Origin of the sequence: Akkermansia sp. BCRC 18949 (genome assembly GCF_045011645.1) — a bacterium.
GTDB lineage: Bacteria > Verrucomicrobiota > Verrucomicrobiia > Verrucomicrobiales > Akkermansiaceae > Akkermansia > Akkermansia massiliensis.
Genome location: NZ_CP123619.1, coordinates 1,346,018 through 1,366,385 on the forward strand (window position 1 = coordinate 1,346,018; position 20,368 = coordinate 1,366,385).

Annotated in this window: 20 protein-coding genes; 9 read left to right on the forward strand and 11 right to left on the reverse strand. The window is 60.3% G+C overall.

The window, feature by feature from the left end; genetic code table 11:
* Nucleotides 1-114: 114 nt before the first annotated feature.
* Entirely contained in the window at nt 115-1,416 is a 1,302-nt protein-coding gene (gene gltX, locus P8A25_RS05570) for a glutamate--tRNA ligase (RefSeq protein ID WP_215443375.1), read from the forward strand.
* 66 nt (nt 1,417-1,482) lie between these two features.
* Here gltX and P8A25_RS05575 read toward each other — a convergent pair whose 3' ends face one another.
* Nucleotides 1,483-2,805: an amidohydrolase family protein gene (locus tag P8A25_RS05575; RefSeq protein WP_215443373.1), complete on the reverse strand. Its 1,323-nt coding sequence runs from the start codon at nt 2,803-2,805 to the stop codon at nt 1,483-1,485.
* 211 nt (nt 2,806-3,016) lie between these two features.
* On the opposite strand from P8A25_RS05575, the gene P8A25_RS05580 reads away from it, so the two are divergent.
* Genes P8A25_RS05580 through queC form a run of 3 tightly spaced genes read left to right on the forward strand, consistent with a single transcriptional unit; the run spans nt 3,017 to nt 6,612 of the window.
* Nucleotides 3,017-5,473 carry a mechanosensitive ion channel family protein gene (locus P8A25_RS05580; RefSeq protein ID WP_215443371.1) on the forward strand — a complete coding sequence of 819 codons (2,457 nt, stop codon included), beginning with the start codon at nt 3,017-3,019 and terminating at the stop codon, nt 5,471-5,473.
* Between the two features lie 30 nt (nt 5,474-5,503).
* Nucleotides 5,504-5,911 (forward strand): preQ(1) synthase, encoded by a 408-nt coding sequence (gene queF / locus P8A25_RS05585; protein WP_215443369.1) that lies wholly within the window; start codon nt 5,504-5,506, stop codon nt 5,909-5,911.
* A gap of 8 nt (nt 5,912-5,919) precedes the next feature.
* A complete protein-coding gene (gene queC, locus P8A25_RS05590) occupies nt 5,920-6,612 on the forward strand; it encodes a 7-cyano-7-deazaguanine synthase QueC (RefSeq protein WP_102722039.1) in 693 nt (230 codons plus the stop codon).
* Nucleotides 6,613-6,654: 42 nt separating this feature from the next.
* On the opposite strand, the gene tmk is transcribed toward queC, so the two are convergent.
* The 4 genes from tmk to P8A25_RS05610 form a co-directional block, all read right to left on the reverse strand.
* A complete protein-coding gene (gene tmk / locus P8A25_RS05595) occupies nt 6,655-7,275 on the reverse strand; it encodes a dTMP kinase (RefSeq protein WP_215443361.1) in 621 nt (206 codons plus the stop codon).
* Nucleotides 7,272-8,642, reverse strand: a complete 1,371-nt coding sequence (locus P8A25_RS05600; RefSeq protein ID WP_215443353.1) for an MBL fold metallo-hydrolase — start codon at nt 8,640-8,642, stop codon at nt 7,272-7,274. The genes tmk and P8A25_RS05600 overlap by 4 nt, the downstream gene beginning before the upstream one ends.
* 211 nt (nt 8,643-8,853) lie before the next feature.
* The gene (locus tag P8A25_RS05605; protein WP_215443351.1) at nt 8,854-9,294 is read right to left on the reverse strand and encodes an N-acetyltransferase; all 441 of its coding nucleotides are present in this window, start codon (nt 9,292-9,294) and stop codon (nt 8,854-8,856) included.
* Nucleotides 9,295-9,359: 65 nt separating this feature from the next.
* Nucleotides 9,360-10,607, reverse strand: coding sequence for a hypothetical protein (locus P8A25_RS05610; protein WP_404838791.1), 1,248 nt, complete (start codon nt 10,605-10,607; stop codon nt 9,360-9,362).
* Between the two features lie 67 nt (nt 10,608-10,674).
* Here P8A25_RS05610 and P8A25_RS05615 point away from each other — a divergent pair, with 67 nt between their 5' ends.
* The 4 genes from P8A25_RS05615 (at nt 10,675) to P8A25_RS05630 (ending at nt 13,604) form a co-directional block, all read left to right on the forward strand.
* The gene (locus P8A25_RS05615; protein ID WP_022398332.1) at nt 10,675-10,962 is read left to right on the forward strand and encodes a YkvA family protein; all 288 of its coding nucleotides are present in this window, start codon (nt 10,675-10,677) and stop codon (nt 10,960-10,962) included.
* Between the two features lie 23 nt (nt 10,963-10,985).
* Nucleotides 10,986-11,681: a DUF4230 domain-containing protein gene (locus tag P8A25_RS05620; protein WP_215443344.1), complete on the forward strand. Its 696-nt coding sequence runs from the start codon at nt 10,986-10,988 to the stop codon at nt 11,679-11,681.
* 112 nt (nt 11,682-11,793) lie between these two features.
* Complete coding sequence (gene icd, locus P8A25_RS05625; protein ID WP_215443342.1) at nt 11,794-13,041, forward strand: NADP-dependent isocitrate dehydrogenase; 1,248 nt, start codon at nt 11,794-11,796, stop codon at nt 13,039-13,041.
* Between the two features lie 131 nt (nt 13,042-13,172).
* Nucleotides 13,173-13,604 (forward strand): VOC family protein, encoded by a 432-nt coding sequence (locus P8A25_RS05630; protein WP_215443403.1) that lies wholly within the window; start codon nt 13,173-13,175, stop codon nt 13,602-13,604.
* 105 nt (nt 13,605-13,709) lie between these two features.
* Here the strand turns inward: P8A25_RS05630 and P8A25_RS05635 are convergent, their stop codons facing one another.
* A complete protein-coding gene (locus P8A25_RS05635; protein ID WP_404838792.1) occupies nt 13,710-13,856 on the reverse strand; it encodes a hypothetical protein in 147 nt (48 codons plus the stop codon).
* Between P8A25_RS05635 and P8A25_RS05640 the strand changes: the two genes are divergently transcribed.
* Nucleotides 13,855-14,148 carry a hypothetical protein gene (locus tag P8A25_RS05640; protein ID WP_215443338.1) on the forward strand — a complete coding sequence of 98 codons (294 nt, stop codon included), beginning with the start codon at nt 13,855-13,857 and terminating at the stop codon, nt 14,146-14,148. The two genes, P8A25_RS05635 and P8A25_RS05640, sit on opposite strands and share 2 nt — an antisense overlap.
* Before the next feature lie 101 nt (nt 14,149-14,249).
* On the opposite strand, the gene P8A25_RS05645 is transcribed toward P8A25_RS05640, so the two are convergent.
* The 5 genes from P8A25_RS05645 to nrfD are packed head-to-tail and all read right to left on the reverse strand — an operon-like array spanning nt 14,250 to nt 20,362.
* Complete coding sequence (locus tag P8A25_RS05645; RefSeq protein WP_102736579.1) at nt 14,250-16,568, reverse strand: cytochrome c; 2,319 nt, start codon at nt 16,566-16,568, stop codon at nt 14,250-14,252.
* Complete coding sequence (locus P8A25_RS05650) at nt 16,565-17,794, reverse strand: hypothetical protein (protein WP_215443336.1); 1,230 nt, start codon at nt 17,792-17,794, stop codon at nt 16,565-16,567. Before P8A25_RS05650 ends, P8A25_RS05645 begins: the two co-directional genes overlap by 4 nt.
* On the reverse strand, nt 17,791-18,468 hold the full coding sequence (locus tag P8A25_RS05655) for a c-type cytochrome (RefSeq protein ID WP_022398340.1): 678 nt from the start codon (nt 18,466-18,468) through the stop codon (nt 17,791-17,793). The genes P8A25_RS05650 and P8A25_RS05655 overlap by 4 nt, the downstream gene beginning before the upstream one ends.
* Nucleotides 18,465-19,025 (reverse strand): quinol:electron acceptor oxidoreductase subunit ActD, encoded by a 561-nt coding sequence (locus P8A25_RS05660; RefSeq protein WP_215443335.1) that lies wholly within the window; start codon nt 19,023-19,025, stop codon nt 18,465-18,467. Before P8A25_RS05660 ends, P8A25_RS05655 begins: the two co-directional genes overlap by 4 nt.
* On the reverse strand, nt 19,022-20,362 hold the full coding sequence (gene nrfD / locus P8A25_RS05665) for an NrfD/PsrC family molybdoenzyme membrane anchor subunit (protein WP_215443334.1): 1,341 nt from the start codon (nt 20,360-20,362) through the stop codon (nt 19,022-19,024). Before nrfD ends, P8A25_RS05660 begins: the two co-directional genes overlap by 4 nt.
* Between the last annotated feature and the right edge of the window lie 6 nt (nt 20,363-20,368).

Below are 20,368 nucleotides of genomic sequence, written 5' to 3' on the forward strand. Positions count from 1 at the left end.
CAACGCGCTAAAAAAAGCCCGTTGCCCCTCCCCGCCGCCGCCGCCCCGTTTTTTGGCATGCACCCCCTGTATCTGCTTGACGCGGGCAGGCTGGCCCTTACTCTCTTACCCATCATGAGTCACGTCAGAACAAGATTCGCACCTTCCCCCACGGGCTACCTCCACATCGGCGGCGCCCGCACCGCCCTGTTCAACTGGCTGTTCGCCCGCAAGATGGGGGGCACCTTCATTCTCCGCATTGAGGATACGGACAACGCCCGCAACACGGAGGAAGCCACCCGCGCAATCTTCACCGGCATGGAATGGCTGGGCCTGGACTGGGATGAAGGCCCCATGAAGGGCGGCGACTGCGGCCCCTACTTCCAGAGCCAGCGCAACGATATTTACGACGCCTATTTCAAGAAGCTCCAGGATGCCGGACGCGTGTACGAGGACGACGGCGCATGGCGCTTCCGCTTTGACCGCTCCAAGCCCGTCACCTTCCATGACCTGATCTGCGGAGACATCACCATTGACTACCGGGACGCTTCCAACACGCCGGACATGGCCATCCGCCGGGCGGACGGCTCCTACATCTTCCACTTCGTCAACGTGGTGGACGACATTGAAATGAAGATGACCCACGTCATCCGCGGGGAAGACCACATCATGAACACGCCCAAGCACATCCAGCTGTTTGAGGCCTTCGGCGTCACTCCCCCGGTCTTCGCCCACATGCCGCTGATCCTGAACCAGGACGGTTCCAAGATGTCCAAGCGCGACGTAGGCGCGGCCCTGGGCGCGTATCCGGAAGAAGGCTTCCTGCCGGAAGGCGTGATGAACTTCCTGGCCCTGCTGGGCTGGTCCCCCAAGGACGACACGGAAATCTTCTCCCCGCAGGAGCTCATTGAGCGCTTCTCCCTGGAAGCCGTCAACCACTCCGCCGCCAAATTTGACATCACCAAGTGCCGCTGGGTCAACCAGCAGCATATCATTGCGCTGGCTCCGGAGGAATTCACGGCCAGGGTGCGCCCCTTCTGCCTGAATGCCGGACTGCCGGACTCCCCGATTCTGGACGCCGCCATCGCCACCGTGCAGACGAAGGTGCAGACGCTGGCGGAGGTGCCGGACAAAATCCGCTTCTTCTTTGACCTGGGCATGGACCCGGAAGCCGTTGCCAAGGTCCAGCCGGAAGCCCTGGAACTGCTTTCCAAACTGGCGGACAGGCTGGAGCGGGAGCCGGAATGGGACGGCCATGAACTCATCGGCGTGCTGAAAGCCTTTGCCAAGGAAAACGGCGTGAAGATGGGAGCCGTCATGTTCCCCGCCCGCGTGGCCCTCACCGGGCTGAGCGGCGGACCGGACCTTTCCTCCGTCTTCTCCCTGCTGGGCCGGGAGGAATCCGTGCGGAGAATCCGTGCGTTCTCCCTGAACTGATTCCCGCAGGAACACAGTCTTCCTTTCAAACGCTCCGGAGAATATCCGGAGCGTTTCCCGTTTCCGTCAGGACAATCCCAGAAATGCGGAGGGATTGGCCGTCATCAGCTCCTGCCTTTCCTGCTCCGTAAACGTATTCCGGAAGTTCTCCATGTACTCCTTCATCCCGTCCAGAAAAAGAAGGTTCAGATAAAAATCGCTCCCGAACAGGAATTTGCGGCGCACCTGTTCCGGGGCCTTGAGAACGTACTCCCGCATCTCCCTGAGCTTCGCCGTCTCCGTGATGCAGGACAAATCCGTATGAAGTCCGGGAAACTTCTCCATCATGCCGTAAATCAGCTCCGTCCATTCCATGCCTTCGTCCTGGCAGCCGAAGTGGGCCAGGTTCAGCCGGAGGCGCGGAAAAGCTTCCATCACCTTTTCCCACAGCCGGGGATGGTTCAGGAGTTCCGCCTTCTCCTTCACCCAGAGCTTGTCCGTCAGGCGGTAGTGCCTGAACTCCAGAACGCCGTCATGCGGAACAACCTCTCCATTCCGGTAAACGTGGCCGTGCACCGTGATGGAAGGGGAAAAACTGGCAAAGCCGCCGCCGGAGCAATGGGCCGTCAACGGCGCCCCGTGCCGCTCGCAATACTCGTACAGGGCCATCAGCGCCGGGTCCGTCGGGGAATAGCCGTTGGGGCAATACAGCTTGAAACCGTAAAAACCGCCCTTCCCTCCCAATTCCGGAACCAGCCTGTCCGTCATGGGGGAAATGTCTATCGTCCCGTCCGGACCATGCAGCCAGTTGCCGGGGCGGCGGGGGTCCACCACGTAAAACGGAAGCACGCGGCCGGGATGCGCCGCCGCCAGTTTGAGCAGTTCTTCTTCCTGCGTCCGGAACGCATCCCGTTTCCCTAGGGGAAGCCGTTCCGTCCGCCTGGACAGGCGGCGGAGCGCCTGCTTCATCTCCCCGATTTCCCTCCTGTCCCCCCTCCCGGCCTGTTCCGCCAGCTCATCAAGCTCCTTCCGGAGCACGGCCCATTCCTTTCTTGCCGCCCTTTTCACCTTCTTCTTGCAGGCCTTCCGCTGTCCGGGCCCGTCGGAACGCCCGGCGCCCTTCATGCAGTAATCCAGGTCAAACATCAGCGGCACGACCGTATTGCAGGCGCCTTCCGCCAGCAGCTTGCCGTAAATGTTCTCCGTATCCATCAATCCGGTCTTGAAGAAACGGATGATCCTCTTCAACTCGCTGATGCCTCCCGCCGTTTCCAGACGCGCCCGCGTTCCCCGTGGACGCATGCGGGAAAGGATGAAATCCACCAGGAGCCTCCAGGAAAGGACTCCGTGATTGAACAAATGGCAGTGGACGTCTATGGTTAAAATTTCCGGCTCCTTCATACAATTCATGAAATTATTTATATATTACCCAATATTCCGTTAAAAAATCAATCATGAAATCAATAAGGGCCACCCGCCGGGCAGGGAATGCCAGTTTCTGAAAAAAGTGGCCGGATGATGCGCCGGAAAGCGCGCGCCTTCCCACTGCAAAGCCGTCTCAGGCAGCGGGGGAATATAACCTTGACCGTGATGCCCCCAGCCCCTAGAACTGGAACCGTTCATGAGCATCCCTGATTACCGGACGTTTTTCCGCTGCTGCGCCGCCTTTCTCCTGGCAGGTGTGCTGGCCGCGGGCCATGCTGCGGCACAGCAGGAGGGCGCGCCTGCCGCCGTTCCGGAACAGGTGCAGGAACCAGCCCCCGAGCAGCCCCAGGCGGAGCCTGACCACTCGGAAATGGACACCGTCATCATGGCCCTGTGCCATGAAATCACCATCCTGAAAAAGAATGAGGAAAAAAGGATGGCCGTCCGGGAGGCGCTGGTGAAGGAGGCGGACGCCACCTACAATTACTTTGACACCAGGGTGTATGAAATGTCCGCCGTGCTTTACGCCCTGGACGACCAGAAAATCTTCACGCTGGCCTTTTACTGCAAGGCCGCCACCAGCCTGGTCAAGACGTATTACGCCCAAAGGCCGGACTTCCAGGGACAGGAGGAACGGCTGGACAAGGAAATAGAGCGCATCAAAAAACTGGCGGAATCCCTGGAGGAAGTTAACACGGACAACCTGTCGGAACCCTCCCTGGTGCAGAGGGACGAGGCCCTGTACACCTGCCGCACCCTGGAAGAATCCCTGCTCAAGGAAAAGGAGCAGATCAGCTACCTCAAGGAGCTCTTCAACAGCCTGGGCGGCAAGATAGACGCCCTGAACAATGAAAGCGGCAAGCTGTTCACCTCCCTCTTCAACCGGGTATTCTATACACCGTCCAACGCGGCCCGGTACATCTTCCTCAAGCCGCTCAAGACGTATGAAATTTGCATGGGGGCCTGGGAAACGTCCGCAGACAGCAAGCTCCAGCTCCCGTCGGACCCGGAAACGCTCAAGCACTACGGGCTCATCCTGCTGGGCATCGTCCTGTGCTCCTACTGCCTTTCCCGCCTCATCGTCTTCCTGGGCTTCAAGAAAACGCTGGAAAAGACGGGCCACTACAACAAGCGCCACGCCTTCACCAACGTCACCACCATCCTCATCGTAGCGCTCGTCCTCGTCATCGCCTCCATGCGCACGCCGGACTACCTGCTGAAAAGCGCGGCCTCCCTGGGCGCGGAATTCCTCCTGCTGGTCAGCGCCATCCTGTTCTCCCTGGTGACGCGCCTCCCCTACGGCACCATTAACTCCGGCATCCGCATCTACATGCCCTACCTGCTCCTGGGCGGCTTCTTCATGCTGCTGCGCATGTTCATGGCCCCCAACATCATCGTGGACATTTCCATGCCCGTCCTGTTCACGCTGGTTTCCCTCTTCTCCCTGCTGACCTGGGTGCGGCAGCGGCACAAGCTTCCCCGTCTGGACCGCTTCTTCGCCACCGTCTCCCTGGTGCTCACCATCCTGGGCAGCGGCCTGTGCTGGGCCGGGTTCAGCTTCATGGCCTTCCTGGTGCTGATGACGTGGATCATGCTGATGACCAGCATCCTGCTCCTGGTGGGGCTGTGGAACCTGCTCCACCACTATGAAAACCGCCGGAAAGAACGGAACAAGCAGGCGATCCTGTGGTTCCGCCCCTTCGTCTCCAAGCTGGTGCTCCCCTGCCTGACCATCTTCCTCATCCTGTTCAGCATCATCTGGCCCGCCGCCACCTTCGACATGGGGGACCTCATCATCAACAAAATCTTCGCCACCACGGAAATCAAGGACCTGCTCACCTTCAGCTGGAGCCACGTCATCACGGTCATCCTGATTGCCATTGTGCTTAACTACCTGATCTTCATCGGTAAAAACACCCTGCATGAAGTCTATGGGGAAGACTATGAAGTGGGCATCATCCCCACCTTCGTGACGCTTTCCTCCCTGTTCCTGTGGGGGCTCTTCGTCTTCACGGCCCTCATCATCATGAACGCCAACTACAACGGGCTGCTGATGGTCATGGGCGGCTTGAGCATGGGCATCGGCTTCGCCCTGAAAGACACCATTGAAAACATCATCAGCGGCCTGTCCCTGATGCTGGGGCGCCTGCGGCAGGGGGACATGATTGAATGCGACGGCTACCGGGGCCGCGTCTCCTCCCTGGGCTACCGCTCCACCATGATTGAAACGCTGGACGGCTCCATCATCGCCTTCCAGAACTCCCAGCTCTTCAACAAGAACTTCCGCAACATGACCCGCAACCACAAGTTCGAATGCTCCAAGGTGGAAGTGGGCATCTCTTACGGAACGGACGTGGAGCGGGCGCGCCAAATCGTTCTGGAAACGCTGTCCTCCCTGCCCTTCCTTTCCAAGGTGAAAAAAACCAGCGTGGTGCTGGACAGCTTCGGGGACAGCTCCGTCAATCTGGGCGTATGGGTCTGGGTTCCCGTCATGACGAAGGCCTCCAGCCTTTCCTCCGTGCGGGAACACATCTATAATGCGTTCAACGAGCACGGCATCTCCATCCCCTTCCCCCAGCAGGACCTGTACGTGAAGGAATTCCCCGGCAGGGAACCCGTTCAGGAAAAAGACGCCGCCGCGCAGGAAAACTGAATTTCCACTACAACACAACATCAACCATCCATGTCCGAACCTCTGACTCTACTCGGCTCACAAAGCTCCTTCTTCACCAACCCTGACGACGCCAAGCTGGAATCCTTCCCCAACCGCGGCACGCGTCCCTACACCATCACGCTGGACACCCATGAATTCTCCTCCCTCTGCCCCGTCACCGGGCAGCCGGACTCCTGCCACCTGACGATCACCTACGTTCCGGATGAAAAGTGCGTGGAAACCAAATCCCTCAAATACTACCTGGCCTCCTACCGCAACTACCCGGCCTTCAACGAACAGATCGTCAACCGCATCACGGATGACCTGGCAGCCGCCATCTCCCCGCGGTGGCTGAAAGTAGAAGGCCGTTTCTCCCCCCGCGGCGGCATCCAGCTGACCGCCATGGCGGAGCACAACCCGGAAAACCGCCCCCTCTGACGCGCGCCATGGATAAGACGGAAACCGCCGTACTGCTCAGCGGGGGGCTGGACTCCAGCGTAGCCCTGCACTGGGCGCACCGGAACCACCGCGTGCGGGTGGCCCTCAGCTTTGACTACGCCTCCAACCACGCGGAACGGGAGCTGGAATGCGCCGCCTGGCAGGCCGCCAGCCTGGGCATAGAGCACCGCGTGATTGACATCTCCCCCATCTCCGCCCATTTGAAATCCGCCCTCCTCTCCGGCGCGGACGACATCCCGGACGGCTCCTATGACGAGGAGCTGATGAAGCAGACCGTCGTCCCCTTCCGCAACGGCATCTTCCTGTCCATCGCGGCCGGGGTGGCGGAAAGCTGCGGAGCGCAGCAGCTTGTCATTGCCGCCCATTCCGGGGACCACAGCATTTACCCGGACTGCCGGGAGGAATTCATGGCCGCCATGACGGAGGCCGTCCGCCTGGGAACCTATGCCGGGCTGGGCATCCTGCGTCCCTTCATCCGCACGTCCAAGGGCGGCATCGCCGCCATGGGCCATGAACTGGGCGTGGACTTCTCCCGCACCTACTCCTGCTACAAGGGCGGTCCCGTCCACTGCGGCGCCTGCTCCACCTGCGTGGAGCGCCGGGAAGCCTTCAGGGAAGCCGGAATCCCGGACCCGACGGTTTATGCGCCTGCGGCGCAGCGACCAAATACCGGGGATTAAATATTAAGGGAAAACTCCCGGCCTCCGGCCAGTGGAATACGCCTATTCACTAATCACTTCGGGAAAATTCCCGGAAAGGGCCTTCCGCACTCTTGCCGCCACTTCCTCCTTCCCGGCGTCCGCGTCCACGCGGAGCATCCAGGGTTCATGGATGGAGGCGAACACGTTGCGGCAGGCCGTCAGGCCCGCTTCCGTCTCAAAGGCATCGCGTTCTCCGCGGCTCCCGATGCGTTCCAGAGCCACGGAAACGGGAATATCCAGCCAGACCACGGCGTCCGGCACCGGGGCAAATTCTTCATTGGCGGCGCGGATGACGGAAGTATCCACCCCACGCGCGCCCTGGTAAGCCATCATGGAAAGGTAATAGCGGTCCAGCAACACCCACGCGCCGCGCACCAGAGCGGGAGCGATCAGCGTCTCCACATGCTCCCGCCTGTCTTTCAGGAATAACTCTACCTCATCCTCTACGGAAAGGCGCCCCGTCACGGCGGAATCCCGCAACATCCGGCCCCACTGCCCGCGCGTGGGCTCAAAGCTCTGCACCACTTCCAGCCCCTTCCCCTCCAGATACTTCCGCAACTGGCCGATGTGGGTGGACTTGCCCGTGCCGTCTATGCCTTCAAAGACGATCAGGCGGCCTTTTCTCTCTCCGGTAAAACTCATGACTCAAACGCATAACGCTGGCCCGGAACGGGAGCGATGATGGTGGAACCCGGCATTCTGGCGGACAGCGTATCGTGCATCCACTCCACGGCATCCGGATCACCGTGCACCAGAACCACCTGCCTTGGATTCAGCTTCACGGCATAATTGACAAGGGCGTCACGGGTGGCGTGCCCGGAAAAGTCAAAACAATCCACCGTGCAATTGCGGCGCACGGGCTGCCCGTTGGGCCGCATCTTCACCAGATCCCCCTCCTGCGCGGCCCGCAGCCGGCCCGCGGGGGAATCCGGGTCCGCATACCCTACAAAAAGAATGGCGTTTTTCTCATGCGGAAGAACCTGCTCCGCCATCACGTTGGAGAGCGTATTCTCCGTCATCATGCCGCTGGAAACCACGTAAATATTCCCGGGGGAACACACCAGCGGGGCTTTTCCCTTGCGCGGCAGGGGCACGGTCTTTATTTCCTCCTTCAGCTTGAACTCATGGTCGTGCCTGCGGGTCAGCCCGGCAAAACGGTCATAAAGCAGGGAAACCTTCGCACTCAACCCGCCGAAGTACACGGGCGTATTGGCGGGGATCACCCCCTGCTGCTTGAAACGGTGGATATTGAACAGCATCTCCTGGCTCTTGCCGATGGCGAATACCGGAATCAGCACGGCGCCGCCGCGTTCCAGCGTCTCCGCAATCGCCTTCCCGAACCGCACCATCTCCTCCGGGCGGGAATAATGGGCGCTGCGCTGGAAGCCGCCGCGCGTGCACTCCATAATCAGCGTATCCACGCCGGATTCCGGGAAATCCGCTCCGGGAATCATGCTCTGGTCCTCAAACTGCACGTCCCCCGTATAAAACACCGTATGGCCGCTCTCGCCTTCCAGCATCACGCCCGCGGACCCCAGAATGTGGCCGGCATCGTAAAACGTGGCCAGCACGTTCTGGCGGAAGCCCACGCGGAACACCTCGTTGCAGGACTTGGCATGCCAGGCGTCGCTCAGCCTGTCCAGATCGTTATGGGTGAAAAAGGGATACTCCACAATGCCCAGGTCCAGCCTCTTGGCGCTCATCACATTCACGGAATTGTGCAGCATCACTTCAGACAGGGCGGCTGCGGCGGGCGTCATGAATACTTCCGCCGCAGGCTGCTTCTCCTGAAGCACGGGCAGCGTTCCCAGGTGGTCCAGGTGGGAATGGCTTAAAAAAACGGCTTCCACGGAATTGGGCTCCATGGAATCAAAATCCGGCATGGCCGCCATCCCCTCCCTCTTGGGGTGCATCCCGCTGTCAAGCACGATCCGGGTGCCGTCCATTTCAAGCAAATAGCAATTGGCCCCAATCTCCTCGGCCCCGCTGATATTCGTAAAACTGATCATTATATGCCGCAGGAGAGTACCCCCTGCCCCCCGCCGTGTCAATGCCGCCTTCATGTTCGCCCAGGCCGGGAGAAAATGACCGCAGGCAAGCGGGAAAGGCAGCCTCTTCCACTCTCCATGAACCCTGCGCTCAGCTTCCTGACATCGCCGCACGGGCTTGGGAAACGGCAAGGAAAAATCTCCCCTCTCCTTTCATGCTGCGCTCTTTCCCTTATAGCATCATTTCATAATCAATGTAATCCCCGAAAAACCCGGTACGGCTTTCATTCCTCCTTTTCCCGCAAATTTTAAAACCTGCGCCTTCATACATTCGCCGGGCGGGAACCGAGCGGGCATTCGTGGTGACGATGATTCTTTTCGCTCCCCTTTTCACGATTCTTTGAAGCGCCTCCCGGAGCTGCATCCTGCCATACCCATGGCCCTTGCGGGAGGAGATAATGCAGTTGTGCCCTATCTCCACGTATTCGGGCATCTTCCTCGGATCCCACGACGCCAGCCCGACGGCTTTGCCATTCAAGACAGTTATAAAACCGTATTGGTCCGCAATCTGCGGGTTATCAAAGAAAAAATGATCAAACTCCTTCCAGTCGGAAGCGCAGCAATCCTCCCACCTCTCGTCAAAGGAATAGGCGTCCGACAGTAATTCAAACAATGTTCCCCGCTTAAAGCCGCTTACTTTCCTGAATTCAATGTTTCCATGGTTCATGAACAAAATAATTAAGGATTAAGGCAACTGGGAACCCCCGCCGGAAGATTCTCATTTTTATCCTGCAACAGGCGCAATTTGCCGCTCCACGGCTTGCTCCGGAGAATGCGAACCCTTTCACAATAGGCGTCCGACTCCTTCTGCGATTGCTTCAGGACGTCCGGATTACGTTGGACATAAGCCATTCTTGCATCGAAGGGAACGCTTCCCTCCAGCAATATCCAGAAAGTATAATCTATAATTTCATAAGCCCAGCTCTTTTCCAGCGCCAGCGCCTGTTTTTCATCCGTCATCCGTTCAAGGATGCCGATGGTCATTTTTATGGATTTAATAATTTGATGCTGGTAGCTTTGTAAAACTGATTCCTGCAAAAGGGAAAGAGCCTGGGGGGTGTTTTCCTTCACCAGAGAGGGAGAAGCTCCCGCATCACGCCACCGCCGGGGTTCTTCTTCCGCTCCGGAGGCGATCAGGAGGGGAATAATCCCGCAGCAGGGCGTGCCTCCTGCAGAAGAAGTGAACCCCGCAGGCTTCTTTTCCAAAGCCACGGTCATCGGTTCCGGCAATTCATGACTGTTGAGGGAAATAATATCGATTTCCCACCTGCTCCGCTTGTGCATGACTCCTGTAAAATAAACGGGCGCCAAATGGGGTGATTCATCATTGATCCAGACGGAAGAATCAACCTGCTCCCTGCCGCTATCAGGGGGAGAACTCTCGGCTTCACCTGCCAGCAAAGGTGAAAGCACTGCACCGAACAACATGCACAGAGAAAACAAAAACCACTTGTTCATCAGACGATTCCAGCACATCGCAAAAGGGAGTGCAACAAGATTCGGAGAAACGGAAGCAATTCCCCATGGAGCCCTTTCCTTTCCCTGCCGCGTTCTCTTGTCGGCACGCCATACCGTTTCTTCCTTCCGGCATCTATTTGGTGCCTGATTCTCTTTCCCCTCTGCCGGTTTGAATGTCATGAAGGGATATTCTGGAAAGAAGGTTCTCCCATATAACGTATTTGCCGTAAACGTTCCACTCTCTTTTAAACGGCAGGACACATACTCCCAGCGGCATCCGGGAATTGCTCTGGACGCAGCCGGAAGCGCATGAGATAATTTCAGAAAAGCTCCCTGATGAAAGAAAAGCCACCCATCAAAGACGATTACAGGCGGTCCCTGCTCTATGTTGCTTCCCAGACAAATAGCCGGGAGGCCATGATTGTGGCGCTCGTTATCATAGGCGGTATCATCTTCTCCTGCCTGCATTCATGCCTTTTCTCCCCGTAACGGAGCGTTCCTTTTCCATTTCCCGCAACTTCACCCTTGCAGCCCCATGAAAAACAAGCTTCCCATTCCACCCAACGGGTCCAGGCAGCAATTCCTGACCAGGGCCATCAATTATTTCCGCAGCCGGGAAGGAGAACCGCGCCTTTTCACTAAACGCAAGCTTGTTCTCCTGGTGCTGACGGCTCTTTATGCCTTTTCCCCCATTGACCTGATTCCGGATTTCATTCCCGGAGTAGGCCAGATAGACGACCTGACCGTCATCGCCTTCACATTCCTGGCCCTGTTCATGCCTCCCCTCAAGAAGGACGGTTCCCATGAAGACCCGGAACCCTGAGTTCCCGTCCCGTACAACGTTTCATGAGTGATACCCCCCCATCCTCCTTCCTGCATTCCCCTGCTGTCGTCGTTCTGGTTAAAGGCGCCGTCCTGATCGGGGCCCTGGCCATGCTGTTCTGGGGCGTGCGGTCCTGCATCACCGCCCCGGTGGAAAAACCGATGGAGGTGGCGGAAAAGTTGATTGAAGCAGGCAGGGAGGTAGGCCTCACCCTGATCAACAAGGGGTTTTCCTCCGACCACGGCGGCGTGGCCCTGATCGTGCAGAAGGACAAGAAGGTAGCCAACCTGGTGACCGTGGAACGGACGTTCGAGTATGAATACCGGTATTCCACCACGTGGTGGTGGAGTAAAAAGACGCTGATCCTGAAAGCGGCCTACCGCGCCCACGGAGGCATTGACCTGGAGGGACCCGAGCCGCTCCGGGTTATCATTCCCGCAGGGAACAAAGGTCCCATTACCGCGGAGGGGCTTCACGGAAAGCTGGTTTCCTGCGAGATGGTGGAGGGCTCCCTCAGAATCGTGAGGGATGACGCCGGCATCTGGAACAGGCTGACTTCCGAAGACGCCGCCATTGCCGTCAACCAGTTGAACGAAAGCGCCCGGAAGCACATCATGGAGAGCGGCTTGATACGCCAGGCGGAAGAAAATTTCCTGCGCCGCCTCCGGGAAGAAGCCGGACAGCCGGAAGAACCGCCCGGAAAGGACCGCTGGTTCTGATACTGCCCGTACGAGAGGCCCGGCGGCCATCAAGAGCTCCATGATGCGCACTTCCCCATTCCGTTCTTTTATCTTGCCAAAACGGGCTGGCTCCTATAAAGGAACGCACGTCATGGCCAATTTAACATTCACCCCTCCCACGGACGGCGCAGCCGTCACCATGCAGAACGGCAGGCTTTGCGTTCCGGACAGGCCCGTCATCCCCTTCATCATCGGTGACGGAACCGGGCCTGAAATCTGGGCGGCGGCTTCCCGGGTGATTGACGCGGCCGTGAAGAAAGCTTACCAGGGCAAGCGTTCCATTGCCTGGTATGAAGTTTTTGCCGGGCAGAAGTCCTTTGACAACCTGGGTACCTGGCTCCCGAATGAGACGGTGGAAGCCTTCCGGACCTACCTGGTCGGCATCAAGGGCCCCCTCACCACCCCCGTGGGCGGCGGCATCCGCAGCCTGAACGTTACGCTGCGTCAGGATCTGGACCTGTTCGTCTGCCTGCGCCCGGTGCGCTATTTCAACGGCATTGAAACTCCCGTGAAGGCTCCGGAAAAGGTGGACATGGTCGTTTTCCGTGAGAATACGGAAGACATTTACGCCGGCATCGAATTCAAGGAGGGATCCGAGGACGCCAAACTGTTTTTCGACACCATGAGCCGCATCTTCCCGGACCGCATGAAGAAGGTGCGCTTCCCGGAGAGCTCCGGCTTCGGCATCAAGCCCGTTTCCCGTGAAGGCACGGAGCGCCTGGTGCGCGCCGCCATTGATTACGCCGTGGAGAACGGCCGCAAGAGCGTCACGCTGGTTCACAAGGGCAATATCATGAAGTTCACGGAAGGCGGCTTCCGCGACTGGGGGTACGACGTCGCGAGCCGGGAATACGGCGCCCAGCCCATCGGAGACGGCCCCTGGCTGAAGCTTCCCAACGGAATCGTGATCAAGGACTGCATTGCGGACGCCTTCCTTCAGGAAATCCTGCTTCATCCAGAGAATTTCGACGTGGTTGCCACGCTGAACCTGAACGGGGACTATATTTCCGACGCCCTGGCGGCGCAGGTAGGCGGCATCGGCATCGCGCCCGGCGGCAACATCAATTACCTGACGGGTCATTCCATTTTTGAAGCCACGCACGGCACCGGGCCCAAACTGGCCGGACTGGACAAGGCCAACCCCAGCTCCGTCATCCTGTCCGCGGAAATGATGCTGCGCTACATGGGCTGGACGGAAGCGGCAGACCTGCTGATTCAGGCCATTGACCAAGTGATTTCCGCAAAAACGGTCACGTTCGACCTCGCGGAAATGATTCCCGGTTCCACGGAGCTTTCCTGCTCCGCCTACGGCGACAAGCTGGTGGAAGCCCTGAGCTGACCTTTTCCCCGGCCACTTTCATCCGGCTGCCTTCCCGGTACACGGTGCGGAGGGCAGCCTTTTTTTGCAGGGGAACCGATATCCGGGCCATCTCCATCAAACATTTCAAATACCATCCCATGAAGAAGAACATGAACAGAATGAACATCGTCTGCCTTGGAGTCAGGGACATGAAGAAGGCCCTGCAATTTTACCGTGACGGACTCGGTTTTAAAACGGATGAGACGGGCGGCCATCCGGACGTCGTCTTTTTCAGCACTCCCGGCACCAAACTGGAGCTGTATCCTCTGGATTTGCTGGCAAAGGACATCAACGGGGAGAATCCGCCTCCCATCGGCTCCGGCTTTGGAGGGATGACGCTTGCCTATAATGCAAAAACGAAGGAGGAGGTAGTTGAAGTCATTGAACTGGCCCGGAATGCGGGAGCCAGGATCGTCAAGGAACCCCAGGACGTTTTCTGGGGCGGCTTCCATGGCTATTTTGCAGACCCGGACGGCTATTACTGGGAGGTTGCCTGGGGACCGAACGATGAATTTGACGACCGGGACATGCTCGTCCTGTAATCCGGAACTTATTTAAATAAAAGGGCCGCCGCACCATATCCAGGTGCGGCGGCCCGTCATGTTTCCTGGGGAACGGCGTCAGTCCGTCACGGAAACTCTTTTCATTCAGACGCTCCCCTTTTCCGTCAGTTCGCAGGGTTCCGGCGGAACGGTCCGTTCAGGCACCGCTTCCCGGGATTTCCGGGAAGACAAAGCGGCGGGGGAAGGTTCCGCGGAGCCTCCGGCAAGTTCTTCCACTAGGGCGGCAACCATGTCCATGGGCCGTATTGGACCAGGAGCCTACGGAAACACAGGAGTTCCCTACCTTGATATGGTCCCCCAGGGCGGCTCCGGCGGAATTGGTGCCGACGGACATGGAGCCCGCAATGGTGCCCCGGTCATCCCTGGTGGAAGATTGATAACCTATCACGACATTGTCCGTGCGATTGTCGACGCTGGCATTTGTCCCGACAACACATTTTTGTCCGAAGCAATGGCGGACGTATTTTCCAAATTCATGGAATGGCATTTGCCTCTGTTTCCGCCGCGTATTCAAAAAGCGTAAAGCGTGGAATTTTTCCGCAACCGCCCTCCTGCATTGCTTGAAACCGTGCAGAAAAAACATGCCGCGCGGGGAGTGGCCGGCAACCGTAATGACATGTGCCGTTACAGCTCCCGGCGGATGGCGTCCATCTGTTCCGGCGTATAGGCCGCCTTTTCCACGCCGCCGAACTGACGGCGCAGGAACGTGAGCAGGTTCGCCAGGTCACGGGAATTCGTCACGCCGGGCGGCAGCATGGTGGAATTCCATTCCTTCCCGTTCACCGTGATCGGCCCGGTCAGCCCCTGGAGAATGATTTTGACGATTTCCGCATCAGGCTTTTCCTTCAGCCATTCGGACCCGGCCAGGGGCGGATAGGTCACCTTGTCCCCCATGCCGTCGTTGCCGTGGCAAATGGCGCATTTGGAAAGGTACACGCCCCTGCCTTTTTCCATGACGGCGGCCGCACGGGCTCTTTTCAGGCGTTCCATGTCCACCGTGGGAGGATGGGCGGCATAATCCGGATGAATGTGGGACAGGCCAGGAAAAGAATGAATCCGGTCGCGTTTCCGGGAGGGTTCCACTCTCCTGAGGGAAGCAAGATAGTTCAACAGCCGTTCCCCGCGCCCGGAAGGCACCAGTTCCCGGCCCTGCTCCATCCGGACAGGCAGGGCATCCAGGGAAGGGGCATTCCCCTCCACCGGGCGTTCTTCAAACATGCCGGGCATGGAGGGGCACACGGTCCAGGGCTTTTTAAACTGCGGTTCCCGCGGGTTGTAAAGATGAAGGGCCAGCCATTCCCTTACCTGCGCGGCGCGGCGCGTACCGCCGGATACCGCGTCTTCATATTCCAGCCTGCCTGCGGCGTATTCCGCCGCATTGCTCAAATCCGGCCCTACCGCCGCCACGCCCGCCTGCGGAGCGCCCTCCCCGTTGAATTCGGCATCCATGTCTTCCGGCTCGCTGACCCGGTAAGGGAAATCCGGGTCCGTGCCGCGGTCGATCGCCGTCTGCCAGTCCTTCCCGGACATGGAACGCCGGATGATTTGGGTGTGGCACAGGGCGCACCCCTCAGCGGCATAAATCCTGGCGCCTTCCGCATCCTGGACGGGCCGCCTGACCTCCAGTGAGTCCGGCGCGGGAGCATGCAGCAGGACAGCCGCCGCCGTAGCCAGCAACAGAACAGCCGCAACGGCGGCAATGAAGAAAAGACGCTGCGGAACCGGAGTTTCCATCTCCGGGTTCCCGGCATCCGCCGGACGCCACAGGCAAAGGCTTCCCGCTAGGCACAGGGCCATGGCAACGGCATGGACGCAGGCCGCCAGGCCCACCCAGCCGCTCATCAGTTCCGCGCGCCGGGCTTCCGGAAAAGCCTGAACATCCACCGCGGCAACCACGCCCACGGCATAAGCCAGAAGCACGCCGCAAACGCCGGCGCCCAACAGCCACCATGCCGCAGGAAACCGCACGGGCCCCTTCCTTCCGGCCATCATCAGCGCTCCGGCTCCCAGCAGGATCCACAATTCCGTCTCATGCCACGCGGACAGGGAAAACTGCATCAGCTCCGGCCACGCCCCGGCAAACACGTCCCACACTGCCAGCAAGGCAAGCAGGGAAACCGCGGCTTTCAGCCACGTCCCGGTCTCCGGACCGGATTTCATCCAAAGATACACCGCCATCAGCACGGCGGGAACCGCGGCGCACCACGACCAGACGGCCCCGGCCTCCGCCAGCGCCCAGGGCACGGGAAAACCCCGGAGCCCCCCCAGGCCGCCTACCACCGGAGCCGCCGCCAGCACGGCGGCCATCCAGACGGCCAGTATTCCAAAACCGCGGCCTTTGGCCATGTTCAAGCGGAACGCCGCCGCTCCCAGCGCGGCAAACATCAGCCCGCAGGACAGGCTGCCTTCCAGGGAGGAGGCGTCCAGCAGGCCGTTCATGGACAAAGCCTGCGTATAACCCAGCGCCAGAAGGGCCGCCGCCGTGCATCCCGCGGAGGAACTGAACAGCAGCCGCACGGGCCACGGGAACGGCCGGAACCACGCAGCGCACGCCTTGCCGGCGGCAAGGATGGCAAACACCGGGCAAACCCACCAGTCAAAGGGCATCAGGAGCAGGCCGCTTCCGTCTCCCGCCATAATCGTGGCCATCCCCAGCACAACGCAGAGGTGCCAGAGCCATTCCGCGGGTTTCAGCCGCCTGCATCCGTTCTCCGCCATGAAAGAAAACAGGACGGGGAGGGCCCAGCCGTACACCAGCGCACCGTAAAAGGAGAACATGAGGCGCCCAGCCGGCCACGGCAGCGGAACACCCGCCACCAGTCCGGAGGCATGGACCAGGGACCACACCAGCCCCAGCACGCAGGCCGCCGCCAGCCAGAACAGGGGCAGCCACTCGTCCGGACGGCGGCGGAACAGGGAAGAAACGGCGGCGGGAACATTCATCGTGATTCGGGAAATACCCTGCGGACGCTCAAGGCCCCCAGGAAGGAAAAACAGCAGATCAGGCCCATCGACACCAGGAGCAGGACGAGGGGGAGCCACGTGCCCCACGCAGCCGGTTCCAGCCCAAGGCCGGGGCAGAACATCCAGCACGCTTCCAGCAGGGAGCCAAGCAGGATGCAGATGCAGACCGCGCCCAGCGCAGACGGGCGGCGTCTCAACGCGGGAAAGAGCAAAACGAGGAAAGGCACCAGAAGCTGGAGCGCCAGAGCCGCGGACAGGAGCCCGGACCAGGAGAAGGCGGCGTCATAAAAAGACATTTCAGCCGGAAGGGAGGCATACCATGTAATCATGTACTGGGAGTACGTGATGTATGCTTTCACCAGCACCATGGCCGTCAGCATGCCGCCCAGGCGCGGCCACGGCAATCCCTTCCCTCCGTCCAGCTTCCTCAGGCACGCCGCGGCCAGCACCGCTAATGCCAGGGACGCCAGCAGGGCATACGCAACCATGTACACGGGGAACATGGAAAGAACGGCCCTTCCCGTCCCTGCCAGCATGTCAATCCCCAGCACGCCCAGCATCATCACCGTCACAATCATGCAGAAAGCGGCGCTCCCCCGGCGGAAGGAAGGCTGCCAGACGTTTTTTTCCGCCGCCAGCGTCTCCCATACCTGGGCCATGCTCCAGGCCAGCACTACGATGATTCCCATGCGCACATACAGCCACGCCGGATTCCACCACGCGGGATCAGCCAGGTCCAGTACGCCGAAGGTCTGGATGGCGGGAGAGGAAATATCCGCCACGCCCCAGTAGCGGGCCGCCTCCGGAAAGATGACGGTAGTCAGGCAGCCGACCGTTCCCGCCAGCACCAGAACGCCGGGTAAAAAGCCCCAGCAGGCCGCCGCCAGCACCCGTCTCAGCGTGATGCCCCACCCGGCTCCCGTCAGGGAAGACAGGCAGAGCCAGAACAGGCACCCCAGGCAAACGCCCGTACCGATGACGCCCACCGCCATTCCGGCGGCGGCAAACGGTTTTCTCCATTCATGCAGCCGGGTTCCGGCCACCGTCATCTCATCCCACGGCATGGCGTTAAAAGACTGGCGCATCAGCACGCACCACAGCAGCACGGAAATGATCCACAGGGCAAGGGCGGCGGAACGTCCGGCCCAGCCGAATCCCGGCCTGTCCCGGCGTTCCCTTCCGGTTGATGATGTATTGCTGTTCATGGACGGTGTTCCCCCTGTCTAGTAACGGGTCGCTCTTCCTGAGGGGGCGCAGGGAGCGCCTGAAGCCGGCGGACGAACGCCACCAGGCACCAGATTTCCCGGGCCGTGAGAATGTTTCCGAAAGCGGGCATGTTCCCCTGCCCCAGCCGAATGCTCCTGAACATTTTTCCGGGAGAATAGGCCGCATACTTTTCATCCCGGAAGGAGCCTATCTGGGGGTAGGTGTCATAAGCGGCCATGCTGCCGCGTCCGTTTCCATCCGCACCGTGGCAGACGGCGCAATGCGCCAGATACAGCGTGCGCCCCTCCGCCAGCACGTCACGGCTGCGGGAAACCCCGCCCAATTCCAGGGGCATGATATCCTCCTCCCCCCCCTGCATGCGGCCGGAGGAAAAATAGGAGCCCTCCGCGGCAAAGGAATCCCGGTCATTCCCCCGTTCACGGACTGCCTCCCCCGTTCCCAGGGATTGCGCGACGGCATGGGGCGGCGTCAGGCGGACCTTCCGGCCTGCGGGAGTGAAGGGCTCCCGCACCTGCTGGGCGTCCGCCAGCGGACGCTCGTTCATATTGTCAAACAAATGGGGCGCGGCATTCCTGCCCCCGTCATCCCTCACCATGAACCAGAGCGCCCCCAGCAGAACCAGGGCGGCTATCGCCGTTACGCCGCCTCTCATGAACGGCCCCCTTCCTCATGGATGTATTCGCTCGCGTCCGGATGCAGTGCCGCAGCAAGAGCGGCGGCACGATCTTCACGGCCGCCTTCCAGCAGAATGAAATAACCGTCCCCGTGTTCATCCGTCCTGAAGAAATCACACTCGAACGCCCAGTCGTTCCACTGGGGGAGAACGGCCCCTTTCAGGAACCCGGCGGCAGTCAGAAGTCCGGCCCCGAGCAAGGTCCCTTCAAACAGGGGGGGAACGTACGCGGGCCAGTTGTCCCAGCCCTGCACCCTGCCCTGGGTCATGAGAGGGTCCGCACAGAACTGCGTCCAGTAAAGCCACAGGGCCACGGCCAGGAATCCGCACACTCCGCCAACCGCGGCCCACAGCCGCACGCCTGCGCCTACGGCCCTCCCGGCATGGCGGTTGGCAAGCCGGACGGCGGCGCAGGGATAAGGCGCACAGACCTCCCAGAAGACGCCCTCCTCCTTCACCAGCGTCCGGACGGCCTGAAGGAGCGCTTCTTCTGAAGAAAAGGAAAGCACCCAGCCGGAAGTGACGCGCTTCTTCATGCCCCGCCCTCCTTGTTCAGGGATTGCTGTTCCCGCACGTCGCACAAGGAAAAAAACGGAGTCACGCGCACCAGCGCCATGTACAGCGCCGTGAACAGCCCCACGCTCCCGGCCATCATGGCCAGGTCCGTCAGGCTGGGGGAATAATCCCCGATATTGGCGGCCAGCAGGGAGGCTTTCAGGGAATTCACGACGATCCAGAAGCGTTCCATCCACATGCCGGCAAGCACGCCCAAGGCCACGACCGCAATCACCCACCGGTTGGTGCGCAGGGAGCGGAACCAGAACAACTGGGGCAGCAGCACGTTCCCGGCGACCATGGCGCCCAGGAACACGGCATTCACGGGATTCCTGCCCGGGAACAACGCCGGAGAGCCTCCATTCAGCACCACGGCCAGGTGCTCCCACAGATACATGGCCCCCATCACCAGGGCCAGGGCCAGCACGAAGCGGGAGCTCAAATCCAGAATGGCCGGCGTAATGGCCTGCCGGACGCCGCTGCCGGACATCAGGCGGCGCACCCCCAGAAGAATCAACTGGACCATCGCCATGCCGCTCAAAATGGCGCCCCCCACGAAATAGGGCGGAAAAATGCTCTGGTGCCACCCCGGCACCTGCGTCACGGAAAAGTCAAAGCTCACCACGGAATGGACGGATACCACCAAGGGAGTCAGGATGGCCGCAAAAAGCAGGCTGGCCTTTTCATAGGCGCGCCACTGGCGCCCCGTCCCCTGCCAGCCCAGAGCCAGCCATCCGTACCGCCGCCTCAAATGCCCCGCGCAGCAATCCCGCAGCAGCGCGAAATCCGGCACCAGCCCGATGTACCAGTACAACAGGGAAAGCAGGAAATACGTGCTGACGGCCATGACGTCCCACATCAGGGGGGAGGCCATGTCCGGCCAGATGCCGCTCACCTCCGGCAGGGGGGAGGCCATCCACGCCATCCAGACACGCCCCACGTGCACCACGGGAAAGACGGCGGCGCAGACCACCGCGCACAGGGTCATCTGTTCCGCCCCGCGGGCAATCGGGCTTCTCCATGACTGACGGGTCAGCAGCAGGACGGCCGAAATCAGGGTGCCCGCATGTCCCAGGCCTATCCAGAAGACAAAATGCACGATGTCCAGCCCCCACACCACGTTATTGTTCAGCCCCAGCACTCCCACACCCTCCGCGGCAATGCGCCAGGAACTCCACCCCACGCCCCACGCCGCCAGCAGCACGCTGGCGAGAAACACGCTCCACCATACGGGGCCGAGCGGCTTCCGCACCTCCGCCAGCATGGTCTTCACCGGAACGGCGGAGGAAAAAAGGGCTGGCGCTGGTCTGGTCATCATCTGCAT

Coding starts and splice junctions, on each gene's coding strand:
- gltX (WP_215443375.1), top strand. CDS start 115: ATGAGTCACGTCAGAACAAGATTCGCACCTTCCCCCACGGGCTACCTC.
- P8A25_RS05575 (WP_215443373.1), bottom strand. CDS start 2,805: ATGAATTGTATGAAGGAGCCGGAAATTTTAACCATAGACGTCCACTGC.
- P8A25_RS05580 (WP_215443371.1), top strand. CDS start 3,017: ATGAGCATCCCTGATTACCGGACGTTTTTCCGCTGCTGCGCCGCCTTT.
- queF (WP_215443369.1), top strand. CDS start 5,504: ATGTCCGAACCTCTGACTCTACTCGGCTCACAAAGCTCCTTCTTCACC.
- queC (WP_102722039.1), top strand. CDS start 5,920: ATGGATAAGACGGAAACCGCCGTACTGCTCAGCGGGGGGCTGGACTCC.
- tmk (WP_215443361.1), bottom strand. CDS start 7,275: ATGAGTTTTACCGGAGAGAGAAAAGGCCGCCTGATCGTCTTTGAAGGC.
- P8A25_RS05600 (WP_215443353.1), bottom strand. CDS start 8,642: ATGATCAGTTTTACGAATATCAGCGGGGCCGAGGAGATTGGGGCCAAT.
- P8A25_RS05610 (WP_404838791.1), bottom strand. CDS start 10,607: ATGCAGGCAGGAGAAGATGATACCGCCTATGATAACGAGCGCCACAAT.
- P8A25_RS05615 (WP_022398332.1), top strand. CDS start 10,675: ATGAAAAACAAGCTTCCCATTCCACCCAACGGGTCCAGGCAGCAATTC.
- P8A25_RS05620 (WP_215443344.1), top strand. CDS start 10,986: ATGAGTGATACCCCCCCATCCTCCTTCCTGCATTCCCCTGCTGTCGTC.
- icd (WP_215443342.1), top strand. CDS start 11,794: ATGGCCAATTTAACATTCACCCCTCCCACGGACGGCGCAGCCGTCACC.
- P8A25_RS05630 (WP_215443403.1), top strand. CDS start 13,173: ATGAACAGAATGAACATCGTCTGCCTTGGAGTCAGGGACATGAAGAAG.
- P8A25_RS05640 (WP_215443338.1), top strand. CDS start 13,855: ATGTCCATGGGCCGTATTGGACCAGGAGCCTACGGAAACACAGGAGTT.
- P8A25_RS05635 (WP_404838792.1), bottom strand. CDS start 13,856: ATGGTTGCCGCCCTAGTGGAAGAACTTGCCGGAGGCTCCGCGGAACCT.
- P8A25_RS05645 (WP_102736579.1), bottom strand. CDS start 16,568: ATGAATGTTCCCGCCGCCGTTTCTTCCCTGTTCCGCCGCCGTCCGGAC.
- P8A25_RS05650 (WP_215443336.1), bottom strand. CDS start 17,794: ATGAACAGCAATACATCATCAACCGGAAGGGAACGCCGGGACAGGCCG.
- P8A25_RS05655 (WP_022398340.1), bottom strand. CDS start 18,468: ATGAGAGGCGGCGTAACGGCGATAGCCGCCCTGGTTCTGCTGGGGGCG.
- P8A25_RS05660 (WP_215443335.1), bottom strand. CDS start 19,025: ATGAAGAAGCGCGTCACTTCCGGCTGGGTGCTTTCCTTTTCTTCAGAA.
- nrfD (WP_215443334.1), bottom strand. CDS start 20,362: ATGATGACCAGACCAGCGCCAGCCCTTTTTTCCTCCGCCGTTCCGGTG.